Raw genomic sequence first — 18,347 nt, 5'->3', positions numbered from 1 at the left:
CGTTCTCCATCGCAGTCCTAGAAATTCCAGGGGAGTTGCCAACCATGAGCGACATCAAGCAGAGCGACGAGGACATCACGACTCTGGACAGCCACGCGCCGGCCCCGCCGAGCAAGGACGCCGAGCTCACCACCATGGACAGCCACGCCCCTGTCCCCGGCGAGGACTCCGTCACCACGCTGGACAGCCACGCCCCGGTTCCGCCGGCCCTGGACCTGACCGGCAAGTAGACCTAACTCCCGGCGGGGGAACGGCCGCGGCGGCGCGGAGGGGGAGCCGTCGCGGCCGAGGTGCGCCCGGAGTCGGGACTCCGCCAATCCTTGGCGGGAACCGCCCGATCCACTCGGACATACGCCCGGCGTAAGCAGCTACGGCAACGGCAGCGGCGGCGAGTGCGTCGAGGTCGCCGCTCTCCACCCCGACCTGATCCCCGTCCGCGACTCGAAACGGACCCAGGACGACGCCCCCGTACTCCTCTTCCGTCCGCTCGTCCGGACCGCATTCCTCAGCTCTCTGAAGGACAGATCACGCGGTTGTCCACAGGGCGAGTGGTAGGTCGGCCAAGTCTGCGATCTTGGCCGGGTGGAGCGAGCGAACTTGAGGGCCTTGGCGGACAGCGGCGTCCTCCTCACCGCACGGGCCATCGCGGCCGGCTGGCCCCCACGCGGACTCACGCGTGCCCTGCGGGCCGACGGCTGGACACAACTTCGGCGCGGTGCCTGGGCCGAGCCCGACCGCAACCCTGACCTGCTCACGCGGCTCCGGGCCGAGCAGCTCCGCGAGCCCCGGCGCGTCGTGAGTCACCGCTCAGCGGCTGCCCTCTGGCATATCGAAGGGTGGCCCGTAGGGCCATCGCCGAAGGCGACGCGGGAGTGGAGCGAAGCGGAACGGGAGCGCCCTTGACTCGCCTCGCGGAAGCACGACACTTGCCGGGAAGCGGGCGGCCCGACGGCAACGAACCCGGACGCCGCCGGCTCAAGTACCCAGCCACTCCGACCACTTCGAAGAGGGCCTGGCCCGCCGGGGGAGGCGGCGTCCGGTCCACTGAGGACAGGGGACAAGGGGACACGGGGCCGAGGGGACACGGGAACACGGGACAACCTGCGGTCCGGGGGCCCGGGTCCGGCATCCGGGCCCCCGGGCTCACTCCCGTTCCGTGGCAGCCTCCCGGCGGGCGCGCGACTCGTCGCCGATCAGGCGCGAGTCCGCCGCACATGCGGTTGCGGACCCGGTGAGGTCAGCCCGCCGGCTCCGCCACCGGGTTCGCCTTGCAGTGGTGGACCTCGAAGATGAGCCCGTCGTCGGGGTGTCCGTAGCTGTCGACGAGTTTCACCTCGGCGCGGGCCGTGCCGTCGGCCGGGACGGTGACCGTCGTGGTGTTGTCGGCGACGGCCGTGCCCTGCTTGTCGTCGAACTCGACCCGCACGGTGAAGTCGCCCTCGACGGCGTTGGGGTTGGTGACCTCGATGGTCGCGTACTGGGCCTTCTCCGTCGCGCAGCTCACCAGCTTCGCCTTCGCGGCCTTCAGGGACGGCGTCGGGGTGGGCGTGTCGTAGGTTCCGCCGCCGCTGCCGGACGTGCTTCCGCCGGTGTCGTCGCCGTAGTAGTCGTCGTCGTAGTCGTGGTAGTGGCCGGAGCCCGTCTTCCCGACGCTCGACGACGAGTCGTGGTCCTGGCTGGAGCTGCTGCAGCCGCCTCCGCCGCCCGAGTGGCTGTGACCGTGTCCGTGCCGCCCGGTCGAGAAGCCGGTCAGCGCCAGCACCACCAGCGCCGACACCGCCGTGAGCCTGAGTGTGTGACCCCGTCGTTGCATACCGTCAACCTATCGGCCGACTGTCACGGCCATGTCACCGCAGGGCGGCCGTCCCGTGCCCGGCGGGGCCACCACGCACGTCACGTGGTCCGGGCCGTCCCCGTCCCCTTCTCCGCGTCCAGCGCGTACACGCACCGGTCCTTGCTGCACGCGTACACCACACCGTCCCTGACGACCGGGGAGCCGGTGATCTCGCCGCCGGTGGCGAGCTTCCAGCGCAGGCGGCCGTCGTCGGACTTGAGGGTGTACAGGAGGTGGTCGGTGGAGCCGAAGTGGATGCGGCCCTCGGCGACCACGGGGGTGCCCACGACGTCCCCGCCGGACTGGAAGCGCCACTTGGGGGTGCCGGTGACGGCGTCGAGGGTGTACAGGCCCTTGCCGCTGCCCACGTGCACATGGCCGGCCGCCACCAGGACCGGCTCGACGGAGGAGCGGGCCTCGGTCGCGATGCGCCAGCGGTCGCGGCCGTCGGTGGCGTCAAGGGCGTAGACCGTGCCGAGGTAGTCGGCGAGGTAGATGCCGCCGCCGGTGACGGCGGGGCCGGGTGCGAAGGCGGGCGGGCAGAGGAAGACCGCGGGGGCCTCGAAGTGCCAGCGCACCAGACCGCTCGCCACCTCGATCGCGAGGACCCGGGTGCCGGCGGAGACGTACACGTAGCCGTCGGGGGCCGGGGTGATGCGGACCGGTACGCCGCCGCAGGAGGCCGCGTCGCCGATCGGGTACGACCAGCGCTCCTCGCCGGTGCGGGCCTCCAGGGCGCGCAGCCGGGCGTCCTGCCAGACGTAGACGGTGCCGTCGTGGACGGCGGGGCCGGCCTCGGGGGACTCGAAGTCGGTCTGGCAGCCGCTGATCTCCCACAGCTTCTGGCCGTTCGCCGCCTCCCAGGCCTGGACGCCGCCGCCCCGGGTGCCGGTGACGACCGTGCCGTGGTCGGCCTGCAGGGAGTACACCCAGGCGTCCGTGTTCAGCCGCCACAGGTCGCCGCCCTCGCGGGCGTCCAGCGCGAACAGGGTGGGTCCGTCGGAGGCGTGGATCCGGCCGTCCGCGACCGCCATGGACCAGGCCACGTCCCGCGTCTTGAAGCGGCGGCGGCCGGTGGCCACGTCCAGCGCGTGCACCTCGAAGGAGGTGACGTAGACCAGCTCGCCGTCGACCGAGGGGGTGCCCCAGACGTCGTTGGACATGCGGAAGCGCCAGGGGCGCCAGCCGTTCGCCGTCTCCGGGGGCGCGGCCGGGACGGGCGGTGCGGCGGGATCGGCGCCGGCGACGCCGTGGCGGGGCCGGGACCAGCCGGCGACCAGGCCGGCTTCCGGCGGGGGCGCCTTGACGGCGGCGGCGCGGGCGTCGGCGACGCGCGGGCCGGGGCCGATGGGCACCGCCGCGCCGGCCAGCCGGACCGGTCCGGTGTCGGGGGCGCCGGTCTGCGCGGCGGCGGGGACCGCGGGGTCGTAGGACGGCGGCGGGGGCACGGCCGCCCGGCCGCCGCTGCGCGGGCCGGGGGCGGTGGGGGCCGGCTTGGCGGTGGGGCGGCCGCCGCGGCGGGTCTCGATGAGGCCGACCGCCTTCTCGGGCAGCCAGGCGGAGGCGGTGCCGCTGTCGTCGGAGCCGGAGCCGAACAGGTGCGGGGCGAGCTGGGCCTGGAGGTCGGCGGGGTTGGGCCGGCCGGTGGCCTCCATCTGCATGCAGGACTCGATCAGCGGGCGCAGCTCGTCCGGCAGGCCGGCGAGGTCCGGGCCCTCGCGGAGCAGCATGAACACCGTCTCGACCGGGTTGGCGCCGTGGAAGGGCGGATGGCCGGTGGCGGCGAAGACCAGCATCGAACCGAGCGAGAAGACGTCGCTGGCGCCGGTGACGCTGCGGGAGTCCTTGGCCTGCTCGGGGGACATGTAGGCGGGGGTGCCCACGGCGACGTTCGTCATCGTCAGACGGGTGTTCGAAACACCGGAGGCGATGCCGAAGTCGATCACCCTGGGGCCGTCCTCGACGACGAGGACGTTGGACGGCTTCAGGTCACGGTGGACCAGGCCCGCGCCGTGGATGGACTGCAGGGCCTCGGCCACGCCCGCCGCCAGCCAGCGCACCGCCTGCGCCGGGAGCGGGCCGCACTCGTTCACTATCTCCTCGAGGGAGGGCGCGGGAACGTAGGCGGTCGCGAGCCAGGGCACGGCGGCACGGGGGTCGGCGTCCACCACGGCCGCCGTGTAGAAGCCGGAGACCGCGCGGGCCGCCTCCACCTCGCGGGTGAAGCGGACACGGAAGAGCTGGTCCTCGGCCAGCTCGGTGCGGACCGTCTTGATCGCCACGCGCCGGCCCGATGCCGAGCGTGCCAGATAGACCAGCCCCATGCCGCCGGCGCCCAGCCGGCCCAGCACCTCGAACGGCCCGATCCGACGCGGATCGTGCTGTGTCAGCTGATCCACCACTTGCCTGCCACCTCCCCGTACGAGCCGCGCCACCCACATATGTACGCGACCGAAGTGCAGCGTCTCACCACCGCACCGCCATGGCGGCACGCACCCTGATTCTTCCTGGCCGGGCGGCCGGTTGCGAACCCGGCGACGAATCGGGGTGTCTCATGCCGAATAAGGTCATTTCATCGTCGCGGCGCTCTGCCTCACCGCTCCAGCAGGGCGAACGACGCCCCCTGATTGTCGGTGACGACGGCCACTCGTCCGTACGACGTGTCGAAGGGCGGCTTCTGCACCCGGCCGCCGAGCCGCCGCACGGCGCCGAGGGCGTCGTCGAGGGCGGTGACGCGGAAGTGGACCAGGAAGTGCGGGGGCATCTCGGCCGGGAAGACCTCGGTGACCTCCGCGCGGCCGAAGTCGGGCTCGGTCCCGGTGCCGAACAGGGCCTCGTGGAAGAGGTCGCCGTAGAAGGTGTTGGCGGCGGCCGTGTCCCGGGTGTACAGCTCGACCCAGACAAACGTGTTCGGCTCGCGGCGCCGGCCGAAGCCGGAGTGGGTGCCGGGCTGCCACAGGGCGAACACCGCGCCCTCGCGGTCGGTGGCCAGGGCGGCGGTGCCGAGGTCGCCCACCGGGAACGGGGCCATCACCACCTGCCCGCCGGCCGCGATGATCCGCCGGCCGAGGGCCCGGGCGTCCGTGGTCGCGAAGGACACCGTCCACACCGTGGGCATGCGGCCGTCGGTCTTGGGGGCCAGCGAGGCGACGCGCTCGCCGTCCAGCAGGGCCCACACCGAGGAGCCGTACGACTCCTCGAAGTCCCACCCGAAGAGCTCGCCGTAGAACCGCTTGCCCGCCTCGACGTCGGGCAGCTCCGCGTCCACCCAGCAGGGGACGCCCTCGGGGTACGCCTCTTCGTTCGCGGATGCCCTGTTTTCGGCCATGTCGTCAAAGTAGCGGGGTCGCGCGCAGCCCGCAGACCAGCCACACCCTGCCCGTTTCCCCCGTGCACCCCATTTGCAGTCGGCCGAATCGCGCTCCGATCACCCGTCGGTAAGCTGACGACATGACAGGACAAGTGCGTACCGTCGACGGCCGCGTGGCCGGTCGGCGTGGGCAGGCGACCCGGCAGAAGCTGCTCGACTGCCTCAGCGAGATGCTCAGCTCCTCCCCCTACCGGGACGTCAAGGTCATCGATGTCGCCCGGAAGGCGGGCACCTCGCCCGCGACCTTCTACCAGTACTTCCCGGACGTCGAAGGGGCCGTCCTGGAGGTCGCCGAGCAAATGGCGACCGAGGGCGCCGGGTTGACGGAACTGCTCGAGGGACGCTCCTGGGCCGGCAAGTCCGGCTGGCAGACCGCGCAGGAACTCGTCGACGGCTTCCTGGAGTTCTGGCGGCGCAACGACGCCATCCTGCGCGTGATCGACCTCGGCGCGGCCGAGGGGGACAAACGATTCTACAAGATCCGCATGAAGATCCTGAACTCGGTGAACGGCTCCCTCGCGGAGTCGATCACCGAACTGCAGGCCAAGGGCCGGGTGGACAAGGACGTGAATCCGGCGGCGATCGCGGGTTCGCTGGTCACGATGCTCGCCTCGGTGGCCGCGCACCAGAAGGGCTTCTCCTCCTGGGGCGTCAAACAGGCCGAACTCAAGCCCACTCTGGCGCTGTTGGTCCACCTGGGTGTGACCGGCAAGAAGCCGAGCAAATAGCGGACGTACCTTTATCCGGATTCCAGGTCCTGTCTGGCAGGCGGTGGCTCACCCGAGTGGGCCACCGCCTGCTTTTTCCCCGGGCCAGGGCCGGCTCTCCTCCAGGGCTTCGGTGACGGCCGCCCACCTGTAGTCCACGGGGCCGTTGACCACCAGCCACTCCCTCGCCCACCGGCGCACCTCAGCCGCGTGACGCACGGCCGGGTCGGGGTCGCGCAGCAGCCCGAGGAGCACCTCGCTCGCGACGGTCCGGGTGACGTTGCCGGACAGCCAGTCGAGCGCGCGGCCGACGACCGCGGTCCGCCAGGGGGTCGGCCGGGTGTGGTGCAGCAGCCCGGCGAGGCTGAGCGCCCGGTCCGGGCCGGCCAGGTACGACCCGGCGGCGCGGGCCAGTTGCTCGTCGGTGAGATCGGGTCCGCCCAGCAGATGCGTGAGCACCTTGGTGGCGTCGTCGTTGAGTGGGGTGCGCCGGGCGAGCCAGCCCAGTGTGTGCTCGATCAATGCCGCCCGCTGCTCGGTGCCGGCCGGTACGGCGTGCAACAGGCTGATGAAGAGGGCCGTCGCGGGGCCGCCTTCGGCGGTCCGCTTCAGCAGGTGGGGCAGCAGCGCGGTGGCGCACTCCGGGCCGGGGCCGGGTTTGGCGATCAGTGTCGAGAGCAGAGCCCTGCTGCCGCCGGCGTTCGGATGCCGCTCGAGCCGGACCACGGCGAGGAGCTCGGCCTCGGTGCGCAGCGCGGGCGGCACGCCCTCCCGGGCCAGAAGGGGCTGGAGCACCCGGTCCGTGTTGGCGCTCGCGACATGGGCCCGCAGCCAGCTGCCGGCCGCCCGCACCGTCGCGTCGGCCCGGCCCTGATCGAGGGACCGCAGGTGAAGCAGCGGCTCGACGACGAAGCCCGCCTCGTCGTACGCGGCGTGATCCTCCAGCCAGCTCAGCGCGCGGTCCACCACCCACTCGGCCTGGTCCCCGGCGAGGTCGCCGAGGTGCCACAGCAGAGGTCTGAGGACGTAGCTGGCCCGGGGCGCGGAGCTGGGCAGGGCCAGCCAGTCGAGAGCTCGCCGGGTGAGGTCCGCGTCTCCGGGCCGGGCGGTGAGGAGATCGTCGAGCAGGTAGCTGGCGTCGGGGGAACCGCTGTGCAACTTCAACCAGCGCACGGCACGGCCGGACGCCTCCTCCCAGGCCTCGTCCCGCGGGGAGAGCTTGCCCAGCACCAGGTGCAGCAGCTCGCAGTCCGGGCCCGTTCCGTACGTCCGCAGCCAGCCGAGGCACGCGTCGACGACGTCCCGGAAGAGGGGCTGGGGCAGGTTCCCGCGCAGGAGGTCGAGCAGCAGGCGCTGGCGCCGCTCGGTCACCGGCTGCTCCTCGAGCAGCTTCCGGATCCGCCCGGCCGCGGACCTGTCCCAGCGCAGCAGAGCGACGACGACGAAGGCGGGCGATTCGTCGCGGTCGCCCGAAAGCCACCTGCGGGCGTATCGGACGGCCTGGTCGGCCTCGCTCTCGGTGAGGTCCATGCGCAGCAGCGGGCGCAGCACGAAGGAGGCCTGCCCGCGGGAGTGATGGCCGCGCAGCCAGGCCAGTGCGAGGCCCACCGCACGGTCCCGGTGCGCCCCGAGGTCCGGGCGCTTCAGCAGGGGCGGCAGGACGAAGGAGACGCCCGGGTTGCCGTTCTGCCGGACGACCCAGGTCATCGCGACGTCGAGCACCTTGTTGCCGAGCGGACCGAGGTCGTCGCGCTCGAGCAGCGGGCCGAGCACCATGGAACCGGCCGGGTGCACGGGATTGCGGCGTACCCATTTCCATGCCTCGGCCACGGCCGGCCGGGCGGCCTGGGGCGTCAACTCCCGGCGGCCCAGCGCGGCGCCCAGCAGTTGGAGGGCACGCCGCTCGCCCCGGTGCTGCCGCACCCAGGCCAGAGCGCGGTCGACGACCGGTTCCAGCCGCTCCGGTGGCAGTCGCCTCCCCTGCAGCAGGGCCTGCAGCAAGGTGCCCGTCTCCGGTGCGAGCGGATGGGACTCCAGACAGGCCAGCACGCTGCCGAGCAGTTGTTCCGGCAGTCGGTCGGTGATCGCCTGCGCCGCCTGGGCGAGTACGGCGGGCAGGGCCTCGGGGCGTTCCTCCCCGATCCGGTCCAGCCACGGGACGACGAGCTCGTCCCAGCGTCGCAGCATCCCCGCCTGCCACGGCGTGCGGGCCATCATGTCGAACGCCGTCTCACCGAGGGCGCCGGCGGCCAGCAGGTCGGCGATGTCACTCTCCCGCCGGATCAGCCAGCCGGTGCACGCGGCCTCGATGCCGCTCCGCCGGTTCGGCTCCTGGTCGGTGGTCCAGCGGGTGAGGTGCCGCACGGCCTGGGTGAAGACCGGGCCGTCGTCGAGGAGCGCGTCGAGGAGTTCTTCGGCGGTGCGGCTCCGGACGGTGTCGCCGGGGATCAGCGTGGCGTCGAGGAGGCCGTCCGCGACGATGTCGTGGACGAGTTCGAGCCTGTCGCCGCTCCCGACCAGCCAGCCCTGGCGGCGCAGCTTGGCGACCACGTCGAAGCCGCGGTAGGCGAAGTCGTCGGCGCGGCGGTCGACCGCCCCGTCCACGGCCGACTCCACCGACGGGCGATCCCGTGGGCAGGCCAGCAGGGACACGGCGGATGCCAGCAGCCAGGTGTGCGGCCGGGACAGCGCGGCTCCCCGGTCCGCACCGGCCGGGACGTCGACGAAGTCCCTTTCGAGCCGCCGCCGGAGCCAGTCGAACAGCTCTCCGCGGCGTAGACCGGACAGGTCGGGGGCCTCCTTTCCGGCCCCCAACGGCCCCTCCAGGGCCCGCGCGATCAGCAGGGCCAGGACGGGCCGGTCGCTGCAGGCGGCCACCAGTCGGTCCTCGCCCCACTTTTCCCACGCCACGGGGGCGACCTTCTGGAAGATCGCGGCGGCCACCTCCCTGCGGTACTTCTCGCCGTCCTCCAGCGGCACCCGGGTGAAGACCGCCTGCGCTTCCCGGCCCTCCAGCGCACCGGGCCGGGCCGAGGCCAGGCAGGCCACCCGTCCCTCCGGGTCGCGGTCCTGCAGGTCCTGGGCCAGGTCCGAGAACCGAAGCCGGGAGTAGCCGTCCAGGTAGTCCATGACGAGCAGCACCCGGACCGCGTCCGCGAGCCGGGCATGCTCCAGGACCGCCTGCACCAGGCCGTCGGCGGTCACGGCGGCCCCGGGCACCGCGTGCAGGACCAGCCAGTGCTCCTGCTGTTCGGCCCGCTCCGCCACCTCGAAGCAGGTGCGGGTCTTGCCGGCGCCGGCCACGCCCTCCAGCAGCACCCCGCGTCGCGGCTCCGCGTAGCCGCCGCGCTCGTACCCCGCCTCGAGCACGTCGAGCAGGCTGGACGGAGCGGACCTGCTGCCGGTGCCGGGGCTGACGAAGTCCACCTCGGTCAGGGACCGCCCCTGCTCGGCCAAGGCGTGGCGGAGCTGCCCGTGGGTGCGCAGGTGCGGCGAGAACCAGGACAGCGCCCGGGGTGCGAGCGCGGCGAGGTCTTCCGTCCGGCCCGTCCACACCGAGTCGCGCAGCCAGCCGTCGGGGCTGTTGTAGCGGGCCGTGACCACGCCTACGACCGCGTCGTCCGAGCGGCGCCGCACCGGGGCGCCGCTCATCCCGAGCAGCAGGTCCTTGGTGCTGAGCCGGCCCATCCGGACTCCGTCGTCCCACCGCTCGGCCGGGCCGCCCCACTGCCCGCCCACCGTCAGATACCGGTACGCGTGCGCGCCCTCGTGCTCGGCCCTGGCGGCGTAGCCGGCGACGATCACGTCCGTGCCCTGCGTCAGCTGCCCGGTGGACGCCACCGCGGTCACCGAGGAGGGCAGCGGGCTGGAGGTGCGCAGGACGGCCAGGTCGTTCGGCGGGTCCACCCGCTCGACGACGGCCACGGCGGCCGGGCCGCCCGTCAGCGGGGCGAAGCGCACCTCGTCACCCGGGGTGCCGAGGCCCTGGTCGCCGAGGACGTGCCAGGCGGTGGCGAGGACACCGGGGGTGAGCTGGAAGCAGGTGCCGACCGGGGTGTCGCCGGAGCCGTGCAGCACGCTCGCCAGGTAGCCGGGGACACCGGACGGAGCGGGCATCACGACGCCTCGTCGTCGGCCTCGCCGTCACTACTGTCGTCGTCGCCGGCCGGCTGTACTCCCCTGCGGTCGTACGTGAGCTTCACCTTGAGCGTCATCTCCCCGCTCGCCCCGGCCACGATGATGTCGCCCTTGGCGGAGAACTTGATCCCGAACTCCACCTCCATGGTGTCTGGCCGGACCGCCTGGCCGGCCTGTCCCAGGGCGGTCGCCGTGGACGCCGCGATCTCCACGATGGCCGACTGCGCCTGCCCGAAGGCATCCCGGACGCGCTCCGAGAGGTTGCCCAGTCCCCCGGCCGTCGGCTCGTCCCCGGGCAGCCGCACCGGGGTGGCCTCCACCAGGAACTCGACGTCACCCACCGCCACCGGAATGTAGACCCCCGTCATCTCCGCACCCCGTTCACCGGTTCCCGCGATCGTCTCCGGTTTCCGGTGTACCACAGGAGCATCGCCGCCCAACAGAACGAACAGCTTCTGTCCGTAAGCCTGTTGGGCCCCCGCTCTAACCCCGCGTCGCGGGCAGCGGCCGGTCCCGCACCACGTGCTTCATCACCAGCGTCGAGGTGAGCCGCTGCACCCCGGGCAGGGTCGCCAGGCGCTCGTCGTACAGCCGCTGGAAGGCGGCGAGGTCGGCGGTGGCCACCCGGAGCAGGTAGTCGGGCTCGCCGAACAGCCGCTGGGCGTCCAGGACATGTTCCAGCTCGCCGACCGCCCGCTCGAACTCGGCGACGGTGTCGCGGTCCTCCTGCCGCATGGAGACGAAGACCAGCGCCTCGAAGTTCAGCCCGAGCGCGCCCGCGTCCACCACCGCCCGGTAGCCCTGGATGGCGCCGGAGCGCTCCAGCTCGCGCAGCCGCCGGTGGCAGGGCGAGACGCTCAGGCGCACCCGGGCGGCCAGCTCGGTCACGGTCAGCCGCCCGTCCTGCTGAAGCTCGGCAAGGATTTTCCGGTCCACGTCGTCCATGAGCAAGATTCTCCCTCCCAACCCCCGATACAGGGCAAACAACAGGAACACTTTCGGGCCATTCACGCCTAATGTCGCCGGTATGGAACCGGGACTGCTCTTCTCCTTCCTCGCCGTCGACCTGCTGCTGGTGTGCGTGCCGGGCGCCGACTGGGCGTACGTGATCGCGACCGCCCTGCGCGGCGGCCGGGTACCGCGCGCGGTGGCGGGTCTGGTCTGCGGGTACGCCCTGCACACGGTCCTGGCGACGGCGGGCCTCGCGGTCCTGGTGGCGGGCTCACCCCGGTTGCTGACGGCCCTGACCGTGGTGGGCGCGGCCTATCTGCTCTGGCTGGGCTGGGGCGTGCTGCGCCGCCCGGCCGTACCGGACGCGGACGCCGGCCCGCCGGCCGACGGAAGGCTCTTCCTGCGGGGTGCCACGATCAGCGGCCTCAACCCCAAGGGCCTGCTGCTCTACCTGTCCGTACTCCCCCAGTTCCTCACCCTCACCGGCGACCGGCTGCCCGTACCCGCGCAGACGGCGACGCTGGGCCTGCTCCACATGGCGTGCTGCGCGGCCGTCTATCTCGCCGTCGGCGCGCTCGCCCGCGTCCTCCTGGACGCCCGCCCGGCGGCGGCCCGCGCGGTCACCCGTACCTCGGGCGCGGCGATGCTCGGCATCGGCGCGCTGCTGCTGGTGGAGCGGCTGGCGACGCTCTGAGGGCCGGCGGCTCCTCGGCGAGCGCGCCCCGGTGGCCCCGGTGACGCCGGGCCGGGGCCGGGGAGCGTCCGGGGGGTACGGGCCGCCGCCCGGGCCATACTCACCCCATGGCACAAAAGGATCTCCACGACATGCTGCGGTCCCTGCGGGTCTGGGCCCCCGGGGCCACCGAGCTGCGCCCCTTCGACCCGGACACGGCTCCCCCGACGCCACTGCCCCTGTTCACGAGCTGGTTCGCGGAGACGGTGGAGGCCGGCCAGCCGGAGCCGCACACGATGTCGCTGGCGACGACGGACGAGGAGGGCAGGCCTGACGTACGGATCGTCATGATGCACGGCGCCGACGCGGACGGCTGGTCCTTCGCGAGCCACTCGACGAGCCGTAAGGGCCGCGCCCTGACCGCCCGCCCCTACGCGGCCCTGGCCTTCTACTGGCCGGCGCTGGGCCGCCAGGTGCGGGTGCGCGGCACGGTGGCGTCGGCCCCGTCGCACGAGAGCCTGGCCGACCTGCACGCACGCTCGACAGGCGCGCTGGCGGCAGCCCTGACCGGCCGGCAGAGCGAGGAACTGTCCTCACTGGAGGAGCTGCGGCAGGTGTCGGAAGCGGCCTGGGAACGGGCCCGGGAGAACCCGTCCGAGCCCTCCCCCACCTGGACCCTGTACCGACTGCGCCCGGAGACGGTGGAGTTCTTCCAGGGCGACCCCGACCGCCGCCACGTGCGCCTCGAATACCGGCGCACGGAATTCGGCTGGAGCAAGAACCTCCTGTGGCCGTGACTCACCCCGCCCCGTGGCGGATTCGGCCCCCGAACCCCCACACCGCGAAGTCCGCCACCCCCCGGTATCCGATCCGCTGGTAGAGGCCGTTGCTGGTGGGGTTGGCGAGGTCGGTGAAGAGGAGTACGTGGGCCACCCCGGCCGTCACGGCGGTGCGGCTCACCTCCGCCGTCACCGCGCCCGCGTAGCCGTGGCCGCGCAGGTGTGCCGGTGTGTACACCGGGGCCACCCGGACCTGGCCCGCCGTCTCCGGGGTCGCACCGGCCATGGAGACGGGCGTGCCGTCGGGGGTCTCCCAGAGGGTGAGGCCGCCGTGGGCGATGCGGGCGTCGGCCCAGGGGCCCGCTCCCTGACCGGCGCTCTGCCCGACCGCGTCCTTGAACTCGTCGTACCAGCGCCTCAGCAGGTCCCGGTCCGCCGGGCCGGCCACCCGGGCCCGGCCTTCGGGGGGAGGCTGCGGAGTGCTCAACTCGACAAGTTCGTAGAGCCGTTGGCGCTGCGCGAGCCGGGTTGTCGTGCCGGTTCGCCGCTGCCAGGACGCGGCGAAGGCCGCCGCCGTGTCACGTTCGCCGGAGACACCGGTGAGGTGGCCGACGTCGGCCAGTCGGGTCGCCAGCGCCTCGGTGCCCTCCGGGCCGAGCGGGGTGAGGTGGAGCGGGAAGGGGGGCGTGTGGAGGAACGTGGCGCGGATGCCGTCGGCTTCGTCCCGCAGCAGGCCGAACAGCGGGGTCTCGTCGCTGTACAGGTTCCGCCCCCGGCTGCGCAGTGCGTCCAGCACCGTCAGCGGGACCGTGTGCAGGGCCGGACGGGAGCGCAGGAAGCCGCCCGCGCGGGCCATGAACTCGTCCGGGTCGTCGGTCAGGTGCCAGTCGTCAGGGCGCATGCGCCCATGTTCCGGCTCGGCCGTCCGGCGGGAACAGCGGTTTTCCCGTTGCGGGCCGCGACCCGCGACGGAAGCCCGGGCCGTGGCCACGCCGTGAATCACCGGGGGCGAGTTCGTCGAACGGGTCGCCAGGATCTCCGGGTACCGGAGGAAGACGAAGGGCTGAGCAGCGGGCCGGACCGTCGGGGCGCCTCTCGGCCACCGATCCCACCCACTTTCCCTACACACGTGATCAATCCGCAACCAATTCCGGTCTTGACCGAGACCCATCAACCGGGTGTGTGATTACGCTCGCGCTCATGGCCGACTCCCGTCCCTCCTCCGCGCGCCTCTCCGCGCCCCCCGCCGACCGTCCCGTCTACGTCATAGGCGCCGGCCCCGGCGGACTGGCCGCCGCGTACGCGCTGCGGGCGCGGGGGGTGCGGGCCGTGGTGCTGGAGAAGTCGGACCGGGTGGGATCCTCCTGGCGGCGGCACTACGACCGCTTGCACCTGCACACCACCCGGCGCCTGTCGGCCCTGCCGGGCCTGGCGATGCCCCGCAGGTTCGGGCGCTGGGTGTCCCGGGACAACGTGGTCCGGTACCTGGAGAAGTACGCCGAGCACCATGAGCTGGAGATCGTCACCGGCGTGGAGGTGTTCCGCGTCGAGCGCGCCGGGGACGGCGACGGCTGGGTGCTGCACGCCTCCGGCGGGCGGGAGCTGACCGGCAGCGCGGTGGTCGTCGCCACCGGCCACAACCACACCCCGCGGGTGCCCGACTGGCCGGGCCTGGACGGCTACGGCGGGGAGTTCCTGCACGCCGGGCAGTACCGCGACGCGCGGCCGTACGCGGACCGGGACGTGCTGGTCGTGGGCATCGGCAACACCGGTGCCGAGATCGCCGTCGACCTGGTGGAGGGCGGCGCCGCGCGGGTGCGCCTGGCCGTGCGCACCGCCCCGCACATCGTGCGCCGCTCGACGGCCGGATGGGCCGCCCAGTACACGGGCGTGCTGGTCCGGCGGCTGCCGGTGCCGCTCGTGGACCGGCTCGCGCGGGCCCTGGGCAGGTTCATCACCCCGGATCTCTCCGCCCACGGGCTGCCGCGCCCGGACAGCGGGCTGTACAGCAGGGTGCGCGAGGGGGCCATCCCCGTGCAGGACGTCGGGATCGTCGACGCGGTGCGCGACGGCAAGGTGGAGATCGTCGCCGCCGTCGAGGGGTTCGAGGACGGGAAGGTGGTCCTCGCCGACGGCGGCCGTCTCACGCCGGACACCGTGATCGCGGCCACCGGGTACGAACGGGCGCTGGACGGGCTGGTCGGGCACCTGGGCGTACTGGACGGACGCGGCAGACCCGTGGTGCACGGGCCCCGCACGCCGGACGGGGCCCCCGGCCTGTACTTCACCGGGTTCACCAATCCGATCAGCGGCATGTTCCGTGAGCTGGCGATCGACGCGGAGCGGGTCGCCAGGGCGGTGGCCAGGACGCTCGCGGCGGGCGCCCGGCGGTGACCTCACCGCTCGGGCTCCTCTGACGTCGACTCAGGTCACCCGGTCCGCTTCAGGATCCACAGCCGGCCCGCGTCCGGATCGCCGAACAGGACGTACAGCTCCGGGTCCTCCTCGGTGCCGCCGAAGGACCACTCGGTGTCCTCACCGCAGTCGCCGTCGAGCCTCAGCAGGATGCCGTTCCGGCCCAGGTCGTCCCGGTGGTGCGGCTTCCAGGTGCCGCCGCCCGCGCACTTGACGTACTCGTGGGCGAGCCAGTCGTAGTCCGGGGGCTCGGCCGGCAGCCGCACCGCGGTCGCCCGCCCGTCGGGGCTCAGCCGCAGCTCCGCCCCGCCGTCGCCGTGCCAGACCCCGGCGAGCCGGGCGGTGGTCAACTCCGGGGGCTCGTACTGCTCGATGACGCCCGTCTCGGTGGCGAGGAACCCGCCGCCCAGAGCCACGAAGAAGAGGACCGCCGACCCGACCGCCGCGCGCCACCACACGCCCCACTGCCGCCAGGCGCGCCTGCGCGCGCACCCGACCCAGAGGGTGGGCAGGACGCCCAGGGCCGTCAGGACCGGGACGGACGTGGTGAGGGACCACAGCGGTACCGTCACACCGCCCCAGAAGAGGGCCGGGGCGGGCGGCGTCACCAGGTGCCAGAGCCAGGACGGGCCGCCGGGGCGACGGCCGGCCAGGCGGGCGAGGACCACCGCGGGCAGGGTGAGGACGAAGGTCAGCGCCATGCCGAGCAGCGGCAGCAGCAGCGGCGCGAAGAGGAGCACGCAGAGTGCCCCGAGGGCGTCGACGGAGCCCGCTCCGTAGTCGTCGTGGGCCGTGCTGACGACGATCCACCACAGCAGCCCCGCCGCCGGAAGCTGCGCCCCGCCCATCGCGGCCGCCGCGCCCAGGTCGGCGGCCGACCAGTACACGTTCCCGCCGGGTCTTCCCGGTGTCTCTCCCCACCCCATGGGCGCAGCCTACGAAGCCCCCGTGCGGCCCTCACCACCGCCCTTGCCCTCGACGATCTCCCTAGACCGGCTGGGCGAGGGCAGGTACCGGGATCGCCGGGTGGCGGCGGATGACCAGGGCCATCAGGGCCGCCACCGCGCACAGGGTGCCGGAGGCGTACCAGACCATGTTGTAGGAGCCGAAGACGTCACGGGCGACTCCGCCGAGGAAGGCGACCAGGGCCGCGCCGACCTGGTGGGAGGCGAGCACCCAGCCGAAGACGATGGCGCTGTCCTCGCCGTACTGCTCCCGGCACAGGGCCAGGGTGGGCGGGACGGTGGCCACCCAGTCGAGGCCGTAGAAGACGATGAAGAAGACCATCGGGGGGTGCACCGACGGGCCCAGCAGCATCGGCAGGAACAGCAGCGAGACACCGCGCAGGGCGTAGTAGACGGCGAGCAGCCGGCGCGGTTCGAAGCGGTCGGTGAACCAGCCGGAGGCGATCGTGCCGACGACGTCGAACACGCCGATGACCGCCAGCAGCGAGGCCGCCGCCGTGACCGGCATGCCGTGGTCGTGCGCGGCGGGCACGAAGTGCGTCTGGATCAGGCCGTTGGTGGAGGCGCCGCAGATCGCGAAGGTGCCGGCCAGCAGCCAGAACGGGCCCGTGCGGGCGGCGGAGGCGAGGACGCCGAGCGTGCGGCGGGCGGCGCCGGTGACCGGGGGCGGCTTCGGTACGAACTCCTCGGCGCCGTACGGCTTCAGGCCCACGTCGGCCGGGTGGTCGCGCAGCAGGATCCACACGAACGGGACCACGGCGAGGGCGGCCAGTGCCACGGTGACGGCCGCCGGGTGCCAGCCGTGGTTCTCCACCGTCCAGGACAGCACCGGCAGGAAGATGAGCTGGCCGGACGCGGAGGCCGCGGTGAGGATGCCGCTGACCAGGCCGCGCCGCTCGGTGAACCAGCGGTTGGTGACGGTGGCGGCGAACGCCAGCGCCATCGATCCGCTGCCGAGGCCGACCAGCAGGCCCCAGCACAGCATGAGCTGCCAGGGCGCCGTCATCCAGACGGTCAGGCCGGCGCCGATCGCGATCACGGTGAGCGCGACGGCCACCACCCGGCGGATGCCGAAGCGGTCCATCAGCGCGGCGGCGAAGGGCGCGGTGAGCCCGTAGAGCGCCAGGTTGACCGAGACGGCCGCGCCGATCGTGCCGCGCGACCAGCCGAACTCCTGGTGCAGCGGGTCGATGAGGAGACCGGGCAGGGAACGGAAGGCCGCCGCGCCGATGATCGTGACGAACGTGACGGCGGCGACGTACCAGGCGCGGTGCACCCGGCGGCGCCGGGCGGGCGGGGCCTGGTGTGGAGCGGCGGCTTCGGTTGTCTGAGTCACGTCATAGAGCGTCCTCGAACCGGTCCCGCACAACGAGTGGCCCGGAGGACAGTGTTCGCTAGGATCGGGCCATGACCGTTGGCGAGGAGTTCCGCCCGCACCGCATCGTCGTCCTGGCCCTGGACGGCCTGCTCCCCTTTGAGCTCGGCATCCCGCACCGGATCTTCGGCCGCCCCAGGGACGCCGCGGGCCGGCCCCTGTACGAGGTGGTGACGTGCTCGGTCCGGCCGCCCGGCCCGGTCGACACGGACGCCGACTTCGCGGTGCACGTCGTGCACGGCCCCGAGGCGCTGGAGACGGCCGACACGGTGATCGTCCCGGCGTCGTACGAACTCGGTCCGCTCTACGACGAAGGCAGGCTGACCGACGAGCTGGCCGCCGCGCTCGCCCGCATCCGTCCCGGCACCCGCCTCGCCTCCATCTGCACCGGCGTGTACGTCCTCGCCGCCGCCGGACTCCTCGACGGCCGGCCGGCGACCACGCACTGGGCCGACGCCGAGCGGTTCCAGCGGCTGTTCCCGAAGATCGACGTCGACGCGGACGTGCTGTTCATCGACGACGGCGACGTGCTGACCTCGGCCGGGGTGGCCGCCGGGATCGACCTGTGCCTGCACATGGTGCGCCGCGACCACGGCACGGCCGTCGCCAACGAGGTGGCCCGCCGCACGGTCGTACCGCCGCACCGCGACGGCGGCCAGGCCCAGTACATCGAGCGCCCCGTGCCCGATCCGCAGCTCGCCACGACCACCGCGGCCCGTGCCTGGGCGCTCGGCCGGCTGCACGAGCCGATCCAGCTCCGCGACATGGCCGCGCAGGAGTCCATGTCGGTGCGCACCTTCACCCGCCGGTTCCGCGAGGAGGTGGGCGTCAGCCCGGGCCAGTGGCTCACCCGGCAGCGCGTGGAACGCGCACGGCATCTGCTGGAGTCCAGCGAGCTGTCGGTCGACCAGGTCGCCCGGGACGCCGGCTTCGGCACGGCCCAGTCGATGCGCCAGCACCTGCAGCAGGCGCTCGGGGTGACGCCGACCGCGTACCGGCGGACCTTCCGCACCGGGTCGGTGCGATGAGTTGTCCACAGCCTGTGGACAAGGATGGCGGCGCGGGCGGTTCCCGCGCCGTGCCGTGAGCCGGGACCGGCGGCCCCTCTCCGGCCGGCGGCGCGCCCCCGCCTTCGGCCTCG

General features: G+C 73.3%; 15 protein-coding genes and 1 pseudogene. 7 read left to right on the top strand and 9 right to left on the bottom strand.

All coding sequences use genetic code 11. The features are described 5' to 3' along the window. Positions 1-44 precede the first annotated feature (44 nt). Positions 45-230 (top strand): sigma-like protein, encoded by a 186-nt coding sequence (locus tag ACFVVO_RS13645; protein ID WP_390054540.1) that lies wholly within the window; start codon positions 45-47, stop codon positions 228-230. A gap of 145 nt (positions 231-375) precedes the next feature. After that, positions 376-555 (top strand): annotated as a pseudogene (locus ACFVVO_RS13640) (DUF397 domain-containing protein); the annotation flags it as partial. Between the two features lie 682 nt (positions 556-1,237). Here the strand turns inward: ACFVVO_RS13640 and ACFVVO_RS13635 are convergent. The 3 genes from ACFVVO_RS13635 to ACFVVO_RS13625 all read right to left on the bottom strand — a co-directional run bounded on the left by ACFVVO_RS13635 (position 1,238) and on the right by ACFVVO_RS13625 (position 5,162). After that, positions 1,238-1,813 carry a hypothetical protein gene (locus tag ACFVVO_RS13635; RefSeq protein WP_390054538.1) on the bottom strand — a complete coding sequence of 192 codons (576 nt, stop codon included), beginning with the start codon at positions 1,811-1,813 and terminating at the stop codon, positions 1,238-1,240. A gap of 80 nt (positions 1,814-1,893) precedes the next feature. Continuing rightward, positions 1,894-4,236, bottom strand: coding sequence for a PQQ-binding-like beta-propeller repeat protein (locus tag ACFVVO_RS13630; protein WP_390054537.1), 2,343 nt, complete (start codon positions 4,234-4,236; stop codon positions 1,894-1,896). Positions 4,237-4,427: 191 nt separating this feature from the next. Then, positions 4,428-5,162, bottom strand: coding sequence for a VOC family protein (locus tag ACFVVO_RS13625; RefSeq protein WP_390054535.1), 735 nt, complete (start codon positions 5,160-5,162; stop codon positions 4,428-4,430). Positions 5,163-5,284: 122 nt separating this feature from the next. Between ACFVVO_RS13625 and ACFVVO_RS13620 the strand changes: the two genes are divergently transcribed. Continuing rightward, positions 5,285-5,932, top strand: coding sequence for a TetR family transcriptional regulator (locus ACFVVO_RS13620; protein WP_390054533.1), 648 nt, complete (start codon positions 5,285-5,287; stop codon positions 5,930-5,932). A 48-nt stretch (positions 5,933-5,980) separates the two neighbouring features. Here the strand turns inward: ACFVVO_RS13620 and ACFVVO_RS13615 are convergent, their stop codons facing one another. The 3 genes from ACFVVO_RS13615 to ACFVVO_RS13605 all read right to left on the bottom strand — a co-directional run bounded on the left by ACFVVO_RS13615 (position 5,981) and on the right by ACFVVO_RS13605 (position 10,993). Continuing rightward, the gene (locus tag ACFVVO_RS13615) at positions 5,981-10,027 is read right to left on the bottom strand and encodes a trypsin-like peptidase domain-containing protein (RefSeq protein ID WP_390054531.1); all 4,047 of its coding nucleotides are present in this window, start codon (positions 10,025-10,027) and stop codon (positions 5,981-5,983) included. Further along, positions 10,027-10,416 carry a CU044_2847 family protein gene (locus ACFVVO_RS13610; RefSeq protein WP_390054530.1) on the bottom strand — a complete coding sequence of 130 codons (390 nt, stop codon included), beginning with the start codon at positions 10,414-10,416 and terminating at the stop codon, positions 10,027-10,029. Before ACFVVO_RS13610 ends, ACFVVO_RS13615 begins: the two co-directional genes overlap by 1 nt. 115 nt (positions 10,417-10,531) lie before the next feature. Beyond that, complete coding sequence (locus tag ACFVVO_RS13605) at positions 10,532-10,993, bottom strand: Lrp/AsnC family transcriptional regulator (RefSeq protein ID WP_390054528.1); 462 nt, start codon at positions 10,991-10,993, stop codon at positions 10,532-10,534. Positions 10,994-11,075: 82 nt separating this feature from the next. Here ACFVVO_RS13605 and ACFVVO_RS13600 point away from each other — a divergent pair, with 82 nt between their 5' ends. Beyond that, complete coding sequence (locus ACFVVO_RS13600; RefSeq protein WP_390054526.1) at positions 11,076-11,693, top strand: LysE family translocator; 618 nt, start codon at positions 11,076-11,078, stop codon at positions 11,691-11,693. Positions 11,694-11,800: 107 nt separating this feature from the next. Then, entirely contained in the window at positions 11,801-12,469 is a 669-nt protein-coding gene (locus ACFVVO_RS13595) for a pyridoxal 5'-phosphate synthase (protein ID WP_390054524.1), read from the top strand. A 1-nt stretch (position 12,470) separates the two neighbouring features. Here ACFVVO_RS13595 and ACFVVO_RS13590 read toward each other — a convergent pair whose 3' ends face one another. Beyond that, complete coding sequence (locus ACFVVO_RS13590) at positions 12,471-13,352, bottom strand: GNAT family N-acetyltransferase (protein ID WP_390054522.1); 882 nt, start codon at positions 13,350-13,352, stop codon at positions 12,471-12,473. Positions 13,353-13,651: 299 nt separating this feature from the next. Between ACFVVO_RS13590 and ACFVVO_RS13585 the strand changes: the two genes are divergently transcribed. Then, the gene (locus ACFVVO_RS13585; RefSeq protein WP_390054520.1) at positions 13,652-14,845 is read left to right on the top strand and encodes a flavin-containing monooxygenase; all 1,194 of its coding nucleotides are present in this window, start codon (positions 13,652-13,654) and stop codon (positions 14,843-14,845) included. 35 nt (positions 14,846-14,880) lie between these two features. Here ACFVVO_RS13585 and ACFVVO_RS13580 read toward each other — a convergent pair whose 3' ends face one another. Both ACFVVO_RS13580 and ACFVVO_RS13575 read right to left on the bottom strand, forming a co-directional pair. Further along, positions 14,881-15,792 carry a hypothetical protein gene (locus tag ACFVVO_RS13580; RefSeq protein WP_390054518.1) on the bottom strand — a complete coding sequence of 304 codons (912 nt, stop codon included), beginning with the start codon at positions 15,790-15,792 and terminating at the stop codon, positions 14,881-14,883. Positions 15,793-15,853: 61 nt separating this feature from the next. Beyond that, entirely contained in the window at positions 15,854-17,167 is a 1,314-nt protein-coding gene (locus tag ACFVVO_RS13575) for an MFS transporter (protein WP_390054516.1), read from the bottom strand. Between the two features lie 71 nt (positions 17,168-17,238). Between ACFVVO_RS13575 and ACFVVO_RS13570 the strand changes: the two genes are divergently transcribed. Beyond that, a complete protein-coding gene (locus ACFVVO_RS13570) occupies positions 17,239-18,234 on the top strand; it encodes a GlxA family transcriptional regulator (RefSeq protein ID WP_390054515.1) in 996 nt (331 codons plus the stop codon). Positions 18,235-18,347 lie beyond the last annotated feature (113 nt).

The sequence above is a fragment of the Streptomyces sp. NPDC058145 genome (genome assembly GCF_042884245.1).
Taxonomy (GTDB): domain Bacteria; phylum Actinomycetota; class Actinomycetes; order Streptomycetales; family Streptomycetaceae; genus Streptomyces.
The sequence above is the reverse complement of the archived record's forward strand: the minus strand, read 5'-3'. Positions and strand labels throughout refer to the sequence as shown.